The 16,079-nt window shown below is 66.0% G+C and carries 15 protein-coding genes; 11 read left to right on the top strand and 4 right to left on the bottom strand.

Going from position 1 to position 16,079, the window contains the following annotated elements; genetic code table 11:
• Positions 1–130 precede the first annotated feature (130 nt).
• From PW843_00560 to PW843_00570, 3 genes are all read left to right on the top strand, one after another.
• On the top strand, positions 131–829 hold the full coding sequence (locus PW843_00560) for a response regulator transcription factor (protein MDE1145097.1): 699 nt from the start codon (positions 131–133) through the stop codon (positions 827–829).
• 37 nt (positions 830–866) lie between these two features.
• The gene (locus PW843_00565; GenBank protein MDE1145098.1) at positions 867–2,222 is read left to right on the top strand and encodes a HAMP domain-containing sensor histidine kinase; all 1,356 of its coding nucleotides are present in this window, start codon (positions 867–869) and stop codon (positions 2,220–2,222) included.
• Between the two features lie 368 nt (positions 2,223–2,590).
• Entirely contained in the window at positions 2,591–3,907 is a 1,317-nt protein-coding gene (locus PW843_00570; GenBank protein MDE1145099.1) for an NAD(P)/FAD-dependent oxidoreductase, read from the top strand.
• Positions 3,908–4,157: 250 nt separating this feature from the next.
• Here the strand turns inward: PW843_00570 and PW843_00575 are convergent, their stop codons facing one another.
• Positions 4,158–5,165, bottom strand: a complete 1,008-nt coding sequence (locus tag PW843_00575; protein MDE1145100.1) for a Rieske 2Fe-2S domain-containing protein — start codon at positions 5,163–5,165, stop codon at positions 4,158–4,160.
• A gap of 290 nt (positions 5,166–5,455) precedes the next feature.
• On the opposite strand from PW843_00575, the gene PW843_00580 reads away from it, so the two are divergent.
• From PW843_00580 to PW843_00595, 4 genes are all read left to right on the top strand, one after another.
• Positions 5,456–6,640 carry an amidohydrolase family protein gene (locus tag PW843_00580; protein ID MDE1145101.1) on the top strand — a complete coding sequence of 395 codons (1,185 nt, stop codon included), beginning with the start codon at positions 5,456–5,458 and terminating at the stop codon, positions 6,638–6,640.
• Positions 6,641–6,648: 8 nt separating this feature from the next.
• Positions 6,649–7,551: an alpha/beta hydrolase gene (locus tag PW843_00585; GenBank protein MDE1145102.1), complete on the top strand. Its 903-nt coding sequence runs from the start codon at positions 6,649–6,651 to the stop codon at positions 7,549–7,551.
• A 92-nt stretch (positions 7,552–7,643) separates the two neighbouring features.
• On the top strand, positions 7,644–8,318 hold the full coding sequence (locus PW843_00590) for an SDR family NAD(P)-dependent oxidoreductase (GenBank protein ID MDE1145103.1): 675 nt from the start codon (positions 7,644–7,646) through the stop codon (positions 8,316–8,318).
• On the top strand, positions 8,318–9,550 hold the full coding sequence (locus tag PW843_00595; protein ID MDE1145104.1) for an FAD-dependent oxidoreductase: 1,233 nt from the start codon (positions 8,318–8,320) through the stop codon (positions 9,548–9,550). The genes PW843_00590 and PW843_00595 overlap by 1 nt, the downstream gene beginning before the upstream one ends.
• 146 nt (positions 9,551–9,696) lie before the next feature.
• On the opposite strand, the gene PW843_00600 is transcribed toward PW843_00595, so the two are convergent.
• Positions 9,697–10,014, bottom strand: coding sequence for a 2Fe-2S iron-sulfur cluster-binding protein (locus PW843_00600; GenBank protein MDE1145105.1), 318 nt, complete (start codon positions 10,012–10,014; stop codon positions 9,697–9,699).
• Positions 10,015–10,240: 226 nt separating this feature from the next.
• Between PW843_00600 and PW843_00605 the strand changes: the two genes are divergently transcribed.
• The 4 genes from PW843_00605 (at position 10,241) to PW843_00620 (ending at position 14,849) form a co-directional block, all read left to right on the top strand.
• Positions 10,241–11,020, top strand: a complete 780-nt coding sequence (locus PW843_00605) for an SDR family NAD(P)-dependent oxidoreductase (protein MDE1145106.1) — start codon at positions 10,241–10,243, stop codon at positions 11,018–11,020.
• 15 nt (positions 11,021–11,035) lie between these two features.
• Complete coding sequence (locus PW843_00610; GenBank protein ID MDE1145107.1) at positions 11,036–11,866, top strand: enoyl-CoA hydratase; 831 nt, start codon at positions 11,036–11,038, stop codon at positions 11,864–11,866.
• A 15-nt stretch (positions 11,867–11,881) separates the two neighbouring features.
• Positions 11,882–14,089: an acyl-CoA dehydrogenase family protein gene (locus PW843_00615; GenBank protein ID MDE1145108.1), complete on the top strand. Its 2,208-nt coding sequence runs from the start codon at positions 11,882–11,884 to the stop codon at positions 14,087–14,089.
• A 103-nt stretch (positions 14,090–14,192) separates the two neighbouring features.
• Positions 14,193–14,849, top strand: coding sequence for a TetR/AcrR family transcriptional regulator (locus PW843_00620; GenBank protein ID MDE1145109.1), 657 nt, complete (start codon positions 14,193–14,195; stop codon positions 14,847–14,849).
• A 9-nt stretch (positions 14,850–14,858) separates the two neighbouring features.
• Here PW843_00620 and PW843_00625 read toward each other — a convergent pair whose 3' ends face one another.
• Together PW843_00625 and PW843_00630 are read right to left on the bottom strand one after the other, a co-directional pair.
• Positions 14,859–15,641 carry an SDR family NAD(P)-dependent oxidoreductase gene (locus PW843_00625; protein MDE1145110.1) on the bottom strand — a complete coding sequence of 261 codons (783 nt, stop codon included), beginning with the start codon at positions 15,639–15,641 and terminating at the stop codon, positions 14,859–14,861.
• A 25-nt stretch (positions 15,642–15,666) separates the two neighbouring features.
• Positions 15,667–16,077, bottom strand: a complete 411-nt coding sequence (locus tag PW843_00630; GenBank protein MDE1145111.1) for an OB-fold domain-containing protein — start codon at positions 16,075–16,077, stop codon at positions 15,667–15,669.
• Positions 16,078–16,079 lie beyond the last annotated feature (2 nt).

Raw genomic sequence — 16,079 nt, forward strand, 5'->3', positions numbered from 1 at the left:
GAAAGATCGCTTGGATCGCGCGATGGTCTTGCACGGCCATGGCATGGGCAGGTACATGCGGTGTGGCGGTGGGTGAAATAATGGACCAACCGCCACCCTTCGCCACGGACCCGGCGGAAAGATACGGACGATGCCGCGCCTGCTGATTGTCGAGGATGAAGCTTCGTTGCGGGACGACCTCGTCGTCTTCCTGGAGGCGAAGGGCCATGCCACCATCGGCGTCGGCTCGCTGGCCGAGGCCCTGCACCGCATGGCGACGGACACCTTCGACCTGATCATCCTCGACCTCGGTCTGCCCGATGGCCATGGCGTGCAGCTGCTGTCCGACATCCGCGCCCATCGGGGCCTGCACTGCGGCGTGGTCGTCCTGACCGCGCATCAGGATTTGGAAGACAAGCTGCAAGCACTGGAGGCCGGAAGCGACGCCTACCTGGTGAAGCATGCGAGCCTGCGCGAGATCGAGTATACGATCCGCAATGTGCTGAAGCGCCTGCCGGAGGGGCCGCCACCGCCCGGCGCGGCGCCGGGGCCGGAATGGACGCTGGCCCCCCGCGGCCGGCTGCTGATCGCCCCTGGCGGCGAAAACGTGCCGTTGACCCCCAGGGAACTGACGTTCATGACCCTGTTGGCGGAAGCCGGCACGAATGTCTGCGACCATGCCCGGTTGGCGCAGGGCTTGGGCGATAGCGGGGACTTAACCTCAGGCGGCCTGAACGCCATGGTCCGCCGCCTGCGGCAGAAGATTGAGGACCGAACAGGCCAGGAGTCCCCGGTGCGCGCCGTTTACGGCAGGGGGTACAGCTTCGCAGCCCCGCTCCGCCTGCGATGACGTCCACCCCCAGGGCCGGCTGACGGATAAGGACGCCATGCTGGACATCGCCACGTCCATGGTCTTCGTCGAGGTGCTGACCGCGGTGAACTGCATCGCGGCCTTCGTGCTGTGGCGGGCATATCGCGACCTGCACGGGCTGGTCGCCATCTCCGCCGGATGCCTGGCATTGACGGCGGGATTCGCGTTGATGCTGTTCCGGGGCGCCCATCTGATCACCGCCAGCAACGCCGCCCTGGTGCTGGCGATCGGGCTGGTGACGGACGGGATGGTGGTGCTGGCGGGTGGAAGGGCGCGGCGCCGGCTGGTCATCGCCCTGACCGCGTTCGTTGTGATGCTGTGGGAACTGCTGCTGTGGCTGGATCCCGGGAACACGCCCATACGCGTGGTGGCCGCCACGCTGATCTACATCGGCTTTTACCTGCGCCTGCTCATCGAAGTCATCCGCAACCGGTCCCAGGTCAGCAGCGCCCGCACCTGCCTGATCATCACCCTGGTCCTGCATATCGCGGTCCTGATCGCACGCATGGCGGCAGCACTGCTGCATCCCGATCCGTCCTTCGTCTTCTCACCCTACGTCCTGCCCTGGTTCCAGCTGGAGGGGGCGGTGGTGATGACGCTGACCTTCTTCTCCATCATGATCATGGTCGGCGCGCGGCTGGACGCCGCCCTCAAGCAGCGAACCCTGAGCCTGGCGGCGGAGCGCGACATGCATGCCCAGTTGCGCCAGTTCCTGGCGATGCTGGCGCATGAGATGCGAACGCCCCTGGCTGTCATCAACCGGTCCGCGGAGATGAGCCTGGAACTGCTGGATCCCGAACAGCCGCAGGTGGCGCGTCGCCTGGGCACCATCCGGTCCACCGTCGACCGGCTGCGGGGCCTGATGGACAATCTGCTGATGGCCGAGCGCGTGGCCTTGGAAGGGTCCGATGGCGAACTGGTCGATGTCGCCCGCATCGTCCACGACCTGATGCGCCTGCTGGCGAACAAATATGAGGACGGGCGCATCGCCGCCACCCTGCCGGGCCTGCCCGCAATGGTTCGGGGCAACCGTGAAATGCTGGCCGCCGCGATCGGCAACCTGCTGGACAACGCGCTGAAGTTCTCCCCACCCGATCAGCCGGTCCGCATCGATGTGCGCCACGGCAGCGCCATCATCGTCACCATCAGCGACAACGGTATCGGTTTCCCGCCCAACCAGATTCCGCTTATCGGCCAGCGTTTTTTCCGTGGCGACAATGTCGGCACCGTTCAGGGAACCGGCCTGGGCCTCAGCATCGTCAAGACCATCATCGAAAAGCACGACGGCCAACTGGGTCTTGGCAACGGGGCGGGCGGCGGCGCGGTGGCGACAATTACCCTGCCCTGCCCAGGGCTGCAGCCGGAAGCATAAGGTTGAGCCGCCAACGGAGGTAGCCACGTCGCCGGCCATTGCGCTTCCACACCACGCTGTGGGACGCGATGGGGTACCTGATGGCCTGAACCGGAATGGGGAGCCCAGATCAGCGATCGGCCAAGGCTTGGCAGGTAACCGGTTAACGGTCGCCACCCGGGTGGGCTGCTCCTCACCGGGTCGTTACCAGTCCCCCGGTCAGCATAACCCTCTCTATTCGCGATGTTTATTCAGGGAGATCCGTACAGAACCCGCTTCCCGCCTGGCGGTGAATGCCAGTTTGACATCGCCTTGAGGCCCGTGGATGTGCCAATCTCAATTCCATTACTTCATCATTCGCCTTACAGACAGCATTTTGGGAATTAGCCGTGGTCGCCAACAAGATTCAGATCGTCATCGTCGGCGGAGGTGCCGCGGGCCTGGAACTCGCCACCAAACTTGGCGGCACCTTCGGGCGTAAGCATCACGACATCATCCTGGTCGATCGGAACCGAACGCACATCTGGAAGCCGTTGCTGCACGAAGTGGCCACCGGTTCGCTCGACGCGAACATGGATGAGGTCGGCTATCGGAGTCATTGCCACCGCTGGGGTTACCGTTACTTCTACGGCACGCTGGCCGGCATCGATCGTGCCGCACGCATGGTTCATCTGGAGGCGGTCGCGGACCACAGGGGGGACGAGGTGATCGCGCCGCACGCGATCCGCTACGACTATCTGGTGCTGGCCTACGGTTCCGTGACGAACGACTTCGGCACACCCGGCGTGGCGGAACATTGCTTCTTCCTGGATGGCCGGGAGCAGGCCGACAAGTTTCGTGACCAGTTGCTCAACCAATGTCTGCGCGTGTCGCGGGCCATGTCGCTGGATGCCGGCAGCGACGCGCGCGTCCGCGTGGCTGTCGTGGGTGCCGGCGCGACCGGCGTTGAACTTTCGGCCGAATTGTTCAATGCGGCGGAGGCCCTGGGCTATCACGGCCTGGAGGTGTTCGATGGCAGCCGGCTGGATGTAAGCCTGATCGAGGCGGGGCCGCGCATCCTGCCCGCCTTGTCCGAACGCCTGGCAACGGCGGCCAAATCCCAGTTGGAGGCGCTGGGGGTCAAGGTGCGCACGAGCACGCCCGTGACCGCCTCGACATTGGAAGGCATGGTCACCGGCAGCGGTGAAATCATCCAGGCCGACCTGCAGATCTGGGCGGCGGGCGTGAAGGCCGTGCCCATACGCGACGGGCTCGACAACCTGGAACTCGCGCGCGGCGGCCAGGTCGTGGTGCGCCCGACCCTGCAAAGCGTGACGGACGACCGGGTGTTCGCGATGGGCGACTGTGCCTATTGCGTGCTGCCCGGGCAGGAGCGGCCGGTGCCGCCACGCGCGCAGGCCGCGCACCAGATGGCGGATATCGTTTTCCACAATCTTTGCCGTTCGATGCAGGGCCAGCCGCTGAAGGCCTTCGTCTACAGGGACCACGGCTCACTTGTTTCGCTCAGCCGGTTTTCGACGGTCGGCTCGCTGATGGGAAACCTGATCGGCGGAAGCATGGCTGTGAGCGGGCGGCTTGCGCGCTTTATTTACCTCTCCCTCTACCGCATGCACTTACTTGCCATCCACGGATGGGTGAAGGGCTTCGCCTTGATTGCCGTCGGTCACGTGAACCGCATCGTCCGTCCTCGGTTGAAGCTGCACTGAGGGCCCGCGGCCGGCGCCATGCCGCTGGCGACATCGTGGGACGCCACGAGTTGCCCGTCGTGGGACGCGATCAATGTCAGGGGCGGGTATGAGCCCGGGCGCACTTCCCTTGAGAAGAGGGGCGCCCGGTGCTCAAGAATGTAAATCAGCGCGATCAAATGACCCCACCAGTTTTATTAGAATCAAGGGGTTACGACGCCGATCGGCGTCCAAGGCGCTTGCCGATTTACACCCTTGGATCACGAACTCTTCACTCCGCTACAGCAATCAAAGGCGTTTTCCCCTCCGGCGCTTCATAAAACTGCTGGCACCAACGGCGCAGTGCCGTATAGCCGGCGATGTCCTGACGGGCGAAGACGGGGCGTTGGATGAAAATCTGATGCCGCCAGATGCGGGCGTCCTCCTCGAACAGTTCTATCGTATGCCGCGCGAAGGCGCGCTGGGCCGCGGGCATCACCTCAGGCGAGGTCGGGTCGCGAGGCAGGAAATAGCTGACACGCAGGTCGGAGGTGGTGTCATCCACTGGCGTGGCCGTCAGGATAAGGCGATAGTGCTGGCGGGCGCCGTCGAAGGTGGCGAAGGACAGGCCCACGCCGGCGTTCAGGGTATGCAGGGTCAGCGCCACCTCCTTAGTCTTCGGCGACTTGAACCCCATCTTGGACCGCCAGCGCGTGCCCGGCGTTTCAAACCACAACAGCTCAGGATCCTCGGGTGCACCGTGGGTGTGGCGGAAGTGCATGCTGTCCGCCGCGTTTTCCTGGATCAGCTGGGGGTGTATGGGCTCGCCCGGCTTGTCGACGATGGCCAGGGGATAACAGGGATAATAGTCCTGTTCCTGACCTGGCACCTCGGGGAAGTCCGCGAACACGTCGGGCACATCCCAGCCCTCTCGCGGGCCGCCGCCGGCCGGGTCATGCCATAGGAAAATCAAACCGTGGCGTTCGATCACCGACCGGGTGGACAGCTTCGCCCCCGTGGGCGTGTCCTGATAGGGGATGTGGGCGTTACGTCCCTCCGCATCCCAAGCCCAGCCATGATAGGGACAAACGACACAGCCCTTCTTGACCTTGCCGCCATAACCGAGGTGGGCGCCCAAATGACGGCAATGGGCGTCTATCACGGCCAGCGTTCCCTGCTCCGTCCGGAACGCCACGAGGTCCTGGCCGAAATAGCGCAAAGGCTTCACGCCGCCGGGGGGGATTTCGGCGCTCCAGCCGATATGGAACCAGCCGGTGGGCTTCATGCTCAACTTCAGCATGGTGCGAATATCCTGTCTGAGGTGGGAGTCCTGTATGCCATGGGCGGCGAAGCGCTAAACGATCCGGCACAGGCGGAGGTAACAATCATTCCACTCGTGATGGGACGATGGCCTGCCACGTCACACGGGAGGCGTGGATGCGGGGCTGGGGTTTCAGGACGTCGCCGGCCCCATGTCGGCCCAACCATCACAGGCGTGATACGAGCGGCTGAATCACGCGGTGAGGTTTGCAGGCCTCCTCATAGCTGACATAGCATCAGCTATCCCGACCTTCCAAAGGAAGTGCTGCCATGGCGTCCCTGCCTTTTCCCGTATACGACGCGGACCATCACATCTACGAGCCGGCGGAGGCCTTCACCCGCCATCTGCCCAAGGAGTTCGAGAAGCAGTTCTATTTCGTGGAAAAGGGCGGCCGCACCAAGCTGGTGATCGGCGGGATGCTGTCGGAATACATCCCCAATCCCACGTTCGAGGTGGTCGCCGCCCCCGGCACGCATGAGAAATGGTACCGGGCGGAAAACACCGAGGGCCTGACCATGCGCGAGCTGTCGGGCAAGCCGCTACGCCCGCCACCCGAGTGGCGTCTGGGCGACGGCCGCCTGGCCGTGCTGGACCAACAGGGCGTGCACGCCGCCCTGGTCTTCCCCACCCTGGCATCGGTTATCGAGGCCCGCCTGAACCATGAGCCCGAGGCCATGGCGGCGCTGTTCCATTCACTGAACAGCTGGACCAAGGAGGAATGGGGTTTCGCCCGCGACAACCGCCTATACTCCGTCCCCATGATCAGCCTGACCGACCTCAATCGCGCCATCGCCGAACTGGAATTCGTGCTGGAGGCGGGCGCCAGGGTCATCGGTATCCGCCCCGCCCCCGTGCCGGGCTTCCGCGGCAGCCGGTCCTTCGGTTATGCCGAGTTCGACCCCTTCTGGGCCCGGGTCAACGAGGCCGGCATCTTCGTGTGCATGCATGCCTCCGACTCCGGCTACGACCAGATCAATCGCTGGTGGACCGGCGGGCGCGAGTGGATCGCGTTTGACAACGATCCCTTCAAGCAGACGTTGGACAACCTGGGCCGTCCCATTTCCGACAGCCTGTCCGCCCTGATCTGCCATGGCGTGTTCGACCGGCACCCGAATCTGCGGGTAGTGTCGGTGGAGAACGGAGCGTCGTGGGTCGAGCCCTTCCTGCACCGCCTGGATCGCGCCTACGGCCAAATGCCCAAGTCGTTCACGCGGCATCCCCGCGATACCTTCCGCGAGCATGTCTTCGTCGCTCCCTTCTATGAGGATGACGCCGCCAAGCTGGCCGAGAGCATCCCCGTGGAACGTATCCTGTTCGGCAGCGACTACCCCCACCCCGAAGGCTTGGCGGAGCCGCTGGACTATGTGAAGGAGTTCAGCGCCTTCAAGCAGGACGACCTGGAGAAGATCTTCAGCAGCAACCTGAAGGGTCTGCTGGCGGGCGCGCGGAACTGACCCCGTCCATGGTTGAACTTTCCCTGGCCCCGTCCGCCGATCCCATAACCGCGGACGGGGCGCCGGACTGGTTCGTCCGTGCCCTGGCCACCCCTTATGAGGTTTGTGACGTCGTGGTGGACGGTGCCCGCATTGAGGCCCGGGCCTGGGGGCAGCGGGGCAGCCCCGGCCTGATCCTGCTGCACGGCAATGCCGCCCATCTGGGCTGGTGGTCGTTCCTGGCGCCGTTTTTCGCCCGAGACCACCGGGTGGCGACCCTGTCGTTCAGCGGCATGGGCGGATCCGACTGGCGGCCAGCCTACAGCACACGAACCTTCGTGAAGGAGGCTTGGGCGGTGGCGGAGGCCGCTGGCATCCTGGCGGCCGAAGCACCACCTGTCGTCGTCGGGCATTCCATGGGGGGCATGTCGGTGCTGCACCTGGCGGCCCAGGACGATCGCCCCATCCGCGCTGGCATCATCATCGACACTGCCTTGCCTGGGCCGGAATTGGTGGCGCCGGTGCCGCGGGCGGTACAGCGCTTCTATCCCGACAAGGATACCGGCCTGGCACGGTTCCGCCTGTCACCACCACAGCCCTGTGCCAACGCCTGGGTGATGGACCACCTGGCCGACCAGTCGCTGCGGGAGGAGCCGGGCCGAGGCTGGACCTGGCGCTTCGACCCGCAACTGTTCCGCCTGGTGGAGGTGGACGAGCCTTGGGCCAACATGGCCAACGCCAAGGTGCCACTGGCCATCCTGCGCGGGACGCTATCGGAGATCACCAGTGGGGCCATGACCCGGCGCATGCGGGCAACCGCGCCCGCAGGGACACCCTTCATCGAGATACCGGAGGCCCATCACCATGTGATGGCCGACCAGCCGTTGGCGCTGGTATCCGCCTTGAGAGCCCTGCTGACGGCCTGGACATAGCAATCGCATACGCGATGAAACGGACCGGCCGTCTTGCCGGCGGCGATGGGTCCGCGCTTTTTACGGCCCAAACAGAAACGGGGAGAAAATCGGTGATCGATCTGGCGGGCAAACATATCGTCATCACCGGCGCCGCCGGTGCCCTGGGCGCTGCCGTCGCCGACCGGGCGTTGGAACTGGGCGCACGCCCGATCCTGGTCGACTTCAAGACTTTCCCAGCCTCGGTCGAGGAGCGTCAGGTGACGGTGGACCTGACCGATGCCGCCGCCACCCGCGACGCGTTGGCCGGCATCGGCGCCATCGATGCCTTGTTCCATATCGCCGGTGGCTTCGACATGGGCCCCGCTGTGTACGAAACCACACCGAATCTGTTCGCGCGCATGATGACCATCAACGTGGCGACGCTGCAGAATGCGGTCACCGCCGTGGTTCCCACCATGCTGGCGCGTGGGCGCGGGAAGATCGTCACCGTCGGCGCGCTGTCGGCCGTGAAGGGCCTGCCGCGCATGGGCGCCTATTGCGCCGCCAAGAGTGCGGTAATGCGGCTGACGGAAAGCCTGTCCGGGGAACTGCGCGACAACGGCATCAACGTCAACGGCGTGCTGCCCAGCCTGATCGACACCCCCGCCAACCGTCGCGACATGCCGGACGCCGACTTCAGCCGCTGGGTCAGCCCGCGACAACTGGCGGACGTAATCTGCTTCCTCGGTTCCGATGCCGCCGCCGCCGTCCATGGTGCGCTGATCCCGGTGACGGGCAGGGTTTGATGGCACCGGCCGATGTGCTGATCGTTGGGGCCGGCCAGGCGGGCGCTCAGACGGCCTTGTCCTTGCGGTTGGGCGGCCATGCCGGGTCCATCCTGATGGTGGGCGACGAACCCGACGCGCCCTATGAACGCCCGCCCCTGTCCAAGGATTATCTGGCCGGTGAACGTGATGCCGCACGGCTATATCTGCGGCCAGCAGGGTTCTGGGCGGAGCGAAACATCGCCCTGCAGACCCACGCCCATGTGGTGTCCATAGACGCGACCGCCCATACCGCCACGCTGGAAACGGGCGAAACCATCGCCTATCGCGCCCTGGTCTGGGCGGCGGGCGGACATCCCCGTCCCTTGCCGCTACCCGGCGCCACCCTGGCCGGCGTCCATATGCTGCGGACCCGGGCTGACGCCGACCGGCTACGGGCGGAGCTGGCCGACGCGATCCGTGTGTGCGTGATAGGAGGCGGTTATATCGGGTTGGAGGCGGCGGCGGTGCTGGCCAAGGCCGGGCGCCCCGTCACCGTTCTGGAAGTCCAAGACCGAGTGCTGGCCCGCATGTCGGCCGAGCCCATTTCCCGCCACATCGAAGCTCAGCACCGGGCCCACGGCGTGGACGTGCGCACCGGTGTCACCATCACGGCGGTGGAAGGGCGGGAGGGTCGGGTCATGGGCGTGGCGCTGGGCGACGGCACCCTGGTACCGGCCGATATCGTCATCGCCGGCATCGGCCTTCTGCCCAACCAGGCGGTGCTGACCGCCGCGGGGGCGGAGTGCGGCAACGGCGTCCTGGTGGATGAGTTCTGCCGCACCAGCCTGCCGGACATCTATGCCATCGGCGACTGCGCCAACCACCCCAACGCCTATGCCGGTGGCATGCGCGTGCGCCTGGAAAGCGTGCAGAACGCGATCGACCAGGCCAAGACGGTGGCATCGGTCCTGCTCGGCACGCCCCAACCCTATCGCGCTCTGCCTTGGTTCTGGTCCAACCAGTATGACCTGAAACTGCAAACCGTCGGCCTGAACCACGGATACGACGACACGGTGCTGCGCGGCGATCCAGCCACGGGCAGCTTCAGCCTGATTTATCTGCGGGCGGGGCGGGTGGTGGCGCTGGACACCATCAATGCGCTGCGCGACTTCAATGCCGGCAAGAAACTGGTGGAACTGGGCGCTTGCCCCGACCGCGCCGCCTTGGCCGACCTGACCGTTCCCCTGAAGTCCCTCGCCGAACCTTCCTGACTTCGGCGGCATACCCCATCGCGGTCCGCCATGGGATATCGCCATCAAAGAAAAGGCCGCCCGCCCCCGGGGCGACGCTGACCCCGGGGCGGACGGCCAAGGCGGGGCTCGCTGCTACGCAGCCGAACGAGCCCCGGGAGGAACGCTTAGTCTTCCGGGGCGATAGCGACCCGCAGGCCGTCCAGACCATCCGTCATCTTGATCTGGCAGGACAGGCGGGAGCCGGACTGACGATGATCGGAACTGTCCAGCAGGTCATCCTCCTGCGCGCTCAGTGCCCCTACAGCTTCCTGCCAAGCGGGATCGACATAGACATGGCAGGTGGCGCAGGAACAGCACCCGCCGCACAGCGCCAGGATTTCGTCAAACCCGGCATTCCGAAGAACCTCCATCACCGAAACGCCGGCCTCGGCGTCCACCGCCTTTTCAACACCAGCACGATCCACGACGGTCAATAACGGCATAGTCCCCTCAAGTCTCAAGGGCCCGCATCGGGCTTTTTATTCCTGCCCGACCATACAGAGCGCCCCTCAATTCCGGCATATCCGGCCGCGATTTCCGGTCAACGCATCACATCCGTGGGCAATCGCGCCGGGAACCGGAGGTGTCGTTGTCCCATCCCATGCCGCGGGCTTAACTCGGTTTCGAAACCTTTATTGGGGCCGAAATTCTCACGTGGGAGAGAGACGCATGCTTATCGATTCTTCGGTCGCCGCCGTGGTTACCGGTGGGGCTTCGGGCCTGGGCGCCGCCACGGCGCGGGCGCTGGCGGCCCGGGGCGCCAAGGTCGCCATCTTCGACCTGAACGAGGAGGCGGGCCAGCGCATCGCCAGTGAGATCGGCGGGGTGTTCGCCCGGGTGGACGTGCTGTCGGATGAAAGCGTCGACGCCGGCTTCGCCAAGGCCCGCGCCGCCCATGGGCAGGAGCGCGTGCTGGTGAACTGTGCGGGCGGCGGCAACGCCATCAAGACCATCAGCCGCGACCGCAAGACGGGCGAGATCAAGCAATTCCCCACCGACAAATTCGCCTGGGTGCTGATGCTGAACACGGTCGGCACCTTCCGTTGCATCACCCGTGCCGCCGCCGGCATGGCCACGCTGGACACCCTCGATGACGAGCGGGGGGTCATCATCAACACCGCCAGCGCCGCTGCCCAGGACGGCCAGATCGGACAGGCTGCGTATTCAGCTTCCAAGGCGGCCATCGTCGGCATGACCCTGCCCATCGCCCGTGACCTGTCGGCCGAGGGCATCCGCATCTGCACCATCATGCCCGGCATCTTCGACACGCCGCTGATGCAGGGGGCGCCTGACGACGTCAAGGCGGCCCTGGCGGCCTCGGTCCCCTTTCCCAAGCGCTTCGGCCGTCCGCCGGAGTACGCCTCCCTGGTGCTGGAGATGGTGTCCAACGGCTACCTGAATGGCGAGACGGTGCGCCTGGACGGCTCCATCCGCATGCCGCCGCGCTGAAGGAAGGACCTGACGATGGGGCACATCCTCTATGAGGTGCGGGAACGGGTGGCGCTGGTCACCCTGAACCGTCCGGACCGCAACAACGCCCAAAACGCCGACCTGCTCAAGGAACTGGACGAGACCTTCGACCGGGCCGTGGCCGACGACGGTGTGCGGGTCATCGTCCTGCTGGCCAACGGCAAGCATTTCTCCGCCGGACATGACATCGCGCCGGACGTGACGGAGAAGGAACCATGGTCATCCATGTTCGATGACGTGGGCGAGACCGGCCTGCTGCGCATGTACGACTGGGAGGAAAAGCACTACTTCGGCTATTCGCGCAAATGGCGCGACCTGCCCAAGCCCACCATCGCCGCCGTCCAGGGCGCCTGCATTGCCGCGGGCCTGATGCTGGCCTGGCCCATGGACCTGATCATCGCGGCGGACGACGCGCGCTTTTCCGACCCGGTGGTGCGCATGGGCATCGGCGGGGTCGAATACCATGGCCACGCCTGGGAATTCGGCGCCCGCAAGGCCAAGGAGCTGCTGTTCACCGCTGGCTATATCGATGCCACCGAGGCCCACCGCCTGGGCATGGTGAACCGCGTGGTGCCGCGGGCCGAGTTGGAATCCCAGACCCTGACCCTGGCGGGGGAGATCGCGAAGATGCACCCCCACGCCCTGCGCATGGCCAAGCGGTCGGTGAACGCCACGCTGGATGCCATGGGTCAGCACCAGGCACTGGCCCATGGCTTCGACCTGCACTCCCTGGGGCACGCCAACGCCTGGGCGACCTGGGGCAAGGTCACCACCGCCGGCCTGGCGGAGATGACCCAGGCCAACAAGGAAAGCCGCAAGGCCTGACGTGATTAGGACTGAATGATGAAGCTTGCCCTTTCCGAAGACCAAACCATCCTCCAGGACACGCTGGCCCGTCTGTTCCGCGAGGAATCGACACCGGGGCGGGTACGCGCGGCCGAGTCCACCGGCTTCGATCCCGCGCTGTGGGCCCAGTTGGTGGAGATGGGCCTGATCCCCATGCGGGCACCGGAGGACAGGGGTGGCGGAGGCTTGAGCCTGCTGGATGCCCTGCTGGCGGCGACGGAGTCCGGCCGCCACGTGGCGGCCGTTCCCGTCGCCGAAGCCATCACCGCCAGCGCCCTGCTGCTGCGCCTGGATACGCCCGAGCCCTTGCGGCAACGGCTGGCGCAAGGCGCCGTCGCCACCCTTGCCCTGGCCCCCGTGGTGGAAGGCCAGGTCCAGGTCGTGCCGGCGGCCGCCGTGGCTGACATCATCGTGATGCGGGAAGGCGAACGCGTCGTGGCCCTGACGCGGCCGACACCCGCCGCCAAGGCACCCAACAGTGCCGACAGCGCCCTTGCCATCCTGGACCTGTCCGCCGCCGGCGCGGGCGAGCGCTTCGTCATCGGCCAAGGTCCCGCCGCCGCGGATGCCCATGCCGCCGCCGTGGAGGAATGGAAGCTGCTGACGGCCGCGTCGCTGGCTGGCCTTGCGCAGCGGGCCCTGGAACTGGCGGCCGCGTATTCGGTGGAGCGGGTGCAGTTCAACAAGTCCATCGGCGCGTTCCAGGGCATCGCCCACCCGCTGGCGGACTCCGCCACCGAGGTTGACGGCGCCAACCTGCTGGCCTGGCAAGCGGCGTGGGCAATCGCGGAAGGACGGCCCGATGCTGGCGCGGCGGTCGCCATGGCTTACTGGTGGGCGGGGCAGGCGGCGGAGCGCGCGACGCAGCGCGCCCTGCGCACCTTCGGCGGGTATGGCCTGTCGCTGGAGTATGACGTTCAACTCTACTTCCGCCGCGCCAAGCTGTCCGCCTTGCTGGCGGGCGATCCTGCCCAACTGCTGGACCAGGTGGCCGCGCGCCTGTGGGATGACGCCCCGGTGCCACTGCCGGACGCCGGCGATATCGGTATCGACTTCGGCTTCGGCGCCAAGGCGGAAGCCTATGCCGCCGAGTTGCGCGCCTTCGTCGAGGCGAACATGACGCCCGACGTGGTCAAGAAGAAGCACCACTCCACTTCCGGCCACCATGCGGGCTTCCACAAGAAGCTGGCGGAGGCTGGCCACCTGTTTCCCGACATGGCTGTCGGCGGCCAGCCGGGCCGCGACCGATACGAGGTGATGGCGGCGGCCCCCCTGTGGGAGGATCTGAACTGGACCCGCACCCCCATCGCCGTGACCGAGTTCGTGGCCAAGATGACGGAGATGTGGTCGACACCTGAAGCCAAGGCCGAGATCATGCCCCGCTTCATCAGCGGGGACGCCCTGGGCTGCCTGGGATTCAGCGAGCCGGCCTCGGGCTCGGACGTGTTCGCCGCCAAGCTGGGGGCGGTGCGCGACGGTGACGACTGGGTGGTGAACGGCCAGAAGATGTTCACCACCAACGCCCATAACGCCGATTACATCCTGCTGCTGGCCCGCACGGACAATAGCGGCAAGAAGCATCAGGGGCTGACCATGTTCGTCTGCCCCCTGAACGTGCCGGGCGTGGACATCCATCCCGTCTACACATTGCAGGACGAGCGGACCAACATCGTCTATTTCGGCGATGTACGCGTGCCTGACCGCTATCGCCTGGGCGAGATCGGCGACGGCGCCCGGGTCATGGCCTCCGCTTTGGGCATCGAGCACGGCGGTGCCGGCTACCATGCGGCGCAGACGGCGATGATGAAGCACGCGGTGGCGTGGGCGCGCAAACCCCGAAACGGTGTCGCGCCCCTGGCCGACCCAGCCTTGCGCCGTATCCTGGCTCGGGCGGCGGTGAACGACGCCGTGGCCGAGGTGCTGTGCCGCCGCCAGATATGGGCGGAGGCGCAGGGCGTGCACAACCCGGCATACGGCCCTATGGCCAAGTTGTTCACCACCGAAACCATGTACGCCGACGGCCAGGCCATCGTGGCCGCCGCCGCGCCCTGGTCGCTGGTGCGCGGGCTGGACCATGACCTGGACATGGTCGAGGTGACCATGCGCCGGGCCCTGGGCATGACCGTCTATGGCGGTACCAGCGAAATCCACCGCAGCCTGATCGCCGAAAAAACACTGGGCATGCCGAATTCCCGCAGTTGACGGAACTCGTCCATGTCAGAGAGTCTTGACCATGGGCACCCGATGGCGCTTCAGTGGGCTTAACATTGGGTGGTATTCTCGTGATCTTGGACCCGTACAAATAATGAGCCGAGACCCTCAACCGGTACGGGAAAACCTGCATGGCCAAGCTTTAGGGCGCAAAGGGGCGGAAACCCGCCAGCGCCTGATGGATGCAACCCGCGCCCTGCTGCGCCAACAGGGCCCGGTTGGCCTCACTGCGCTGCAGATCGCCAAACAGGCCGGCACCTCAGGCCCAACCTTCTATCTCTACTTTGGCGATACCGAGGATGTGCTGCTGGCCCTAAGCGAGGCGGCCTGCCAGGACACGGACGATGTGGTGGCAAGCCTGAGCGGTCCTTGGCCGGAGAATACGTTGCCTCAGCATTGCCGGGATTTCATCGATGCATTCTATCGTTACTGGAACCGCCACCGCGAAGTTCTGAACTTCCGCAACTTCCGTTCCGATCTGGGCGACGAGCGATTTGATTTGGTGCGCCAACGCTCCGCCATTCCCATCGTCCACGCCATTAGCAGGCGTGTACAGGCGGCACAGGCGGCTGGCACCATGGACTCTCGTACCGCCATGGCCCGCAGTGTCATTATCTACGCAGCCATTGAACGGCTGGCCACTCGTATTGCTAGCGGTCGCTTTCTGACCGACGACATCAATGCTGAGGATTTGTACCGGGCGGAGGCGGATATCCTGGTCATGTTGTTCAGCCGGCACTCACCACCGTGACGGACACCTTCACCGCATCAAGTGCCCACCGTTCGGGCGCAAGATCTGGCCGGTGACGTAGCGGCTGGCATCGCTGGCCAGATACAGCATGGCCAGGGCCGCGTCGCGGGGCTCACCCACGATGCCCAGGGGATTCTGGCGGGCCCGTGCCGCCAGGAAGTCCGCCCGCCCCTCCTCCGGCACGGCCGACAGCGTCAGGGGCGTCGCGATGAAGCCGGGCGCCACGGCGTTGGCGCGGATCCCATGCGGCCCCAGCTCGATGGCCAGGGAGCGCGTCAGCATGTTGACCCCCGCCTTGCTGATCGCATACGCGGACAGCTTGAAGGGTGGCGCCTCGCCGGCGGTTGAGGAGATGTTGATGATGGAACCGCTTCGCCGGGGGATCATCCGCCGCGCGGCCGCCGCGGCCCCCCAGTAACTGCCCTTGAGATTGATGGACAGGTGCTGGTCAAGCGTCGCCTCATCCATGTCGACGACGGCGCACAGCCGGCCGATGCCGGCGACATTGGCCCACACGTCGATCTGGCCGAACCGATCAATCGCCGCGTCGGCCACCCTCTCCACGGCCGCCCGGTCGGACACGTCCAGCGGCCGGCCCTCGACGGCGATGCCCGCCGCCCGCAGGTCGCCCACCGCCGCCTCAAGGGCGGCCGCGTTGACATCGGCCAGCATGAGGCGGGCGCCGGCCCCGCCCAGCACAGCCGCCGCCTCCAGGCCTATACCGGACGCCGCGCCGGTGATGACGGCGACCCGGCCCTCCAGTCGGAACGACCTCTCCAGATCCGCGGACATGGTCCAGTAATTCCTTGAGTCAGCTTCAGGCTGGCGTGAACAGAGGCAGCCACACATCCTCGTCCCGCTCGAACGTCACCCGCACCCGCATGCCGATGCGCACATCACTGGCGGGAATGCCGACGATATTGGTGGTGAGACGCAGGCCAGGCTGTTCGTCCAGGTGCACGATGGCGACCACGTAAGGCACCTCAAGGCCGGGACCCCATGACCGCATGTTCAGGGTATAGGTCTCAATGCTGCCCAGGCCGGACACCGCCTCCGCCGCCAGGCGCTCACTGCGGCAGACGGGGCAAAGGGGTCCTGGCGGATGGAGCCAATGTCCACATTCCTGGCAGCGCATCAGGCGCAATTCGCCCTCGGCGCCGCTGGTCCAGAAGAAGCGGTTGCTGTCGTCCAGCAGGGGCAACGTGCGCTGGTAGGTGGGCGTCGTCATGG

This window comes from Azospirillaceae bacterium (assembly GCA_028283825.1).
GTDB lineage: Bacteria > Pseudomonadota > Alphaproteobacteria > Azospirillales > Azospirillaceae > Nitrospirillum.

Coding starts and splice junctions, on each gene's coding strand:
- PW843_00560 (MDE1145097.1), top strand. CDS start 131: ATGCCGCGCCTGCTGATTGTCGAGGATGAAGCTTCGTTGCGGGACGAC.
- PW843_00565 (MDE1145098.1), top strand. CDS start 867: ATGCTGGACATCGCCACGTCCATGGTCTTCGTCGAGGTGCTGACCGCG.
- PW843_00575 (MDE1145100.1), bottom strand. CDS start 5,165: ATGCTGAAGTTGAGCATGAAGCCCACCGGCTGGTTCCATATCGGCTGG.
- PW843_00580 (MDE1145101.1), top strand. CDS start 5,456: ATGGCGTCCCTGCCTTTTCCCGTATACGACGCGGACCATCACATCTAC.
- PW843_00585 (MDE1145102.1), top strand. CDS start 6,649: ATGGTTGAACTTTCCCTGGCCCCGTCCGCCGATCCCATAACCGCGGAC.
- PW843_00595 (MDE1145104.1), top strand. CDS start 8,318: ATGGCACCGGCCGATGTGCTGATCGTTGGGGCCGGCCAGGCGGGCGCT.
- PW843_00600 (MDE1145105.1), bottom strand. CDS start 10,014: ATGCCGTTATTGACCGTCGTGGATCGTGCTGGTGTTGAAAAGGCGGTG.
- PW843_00605 (MDE1145106.1), top strand. CDS start 10,241: ATGCTTATCGATTCTTCGGTCGCCGCCGTGGTTACCGGTGGGGCTTCG.
- PW843_00610 (MDE1145107.1), top strand. CDS start 11,036: ATGGGGCACATCCTCTATGAGGTGCGGGAACGGGTGGCGCTGGTCACC.
- PW843_00615 (MDE1145108.1), top strand. CDS start 11,882: ATGATGAAGCTTGCCCTTTCCGAAGACCAAACCATCCTCCAGGACACG.
- PW843_00620 (MDE1145109.1), top strand. CDS start 14,193: ATGAGCCGAGACCCTCAACCGGTACGGGAAAACCTGCATGGCCAAGCT.
- PW843_00625 (MDE1145110.1), bottom strand. CDS start 15,641: ATGTCCGCGGATCTGGAGAGGTCGTTCCGACTGGAGGGCCGGGTCGCC.
- PW843_00630 (MDE1145111.1), bottom strand. CDS start 16,077: ATGACGACGCCCACCTACCAGCGCACGTTGCCCCTGCTGGACGACAGC.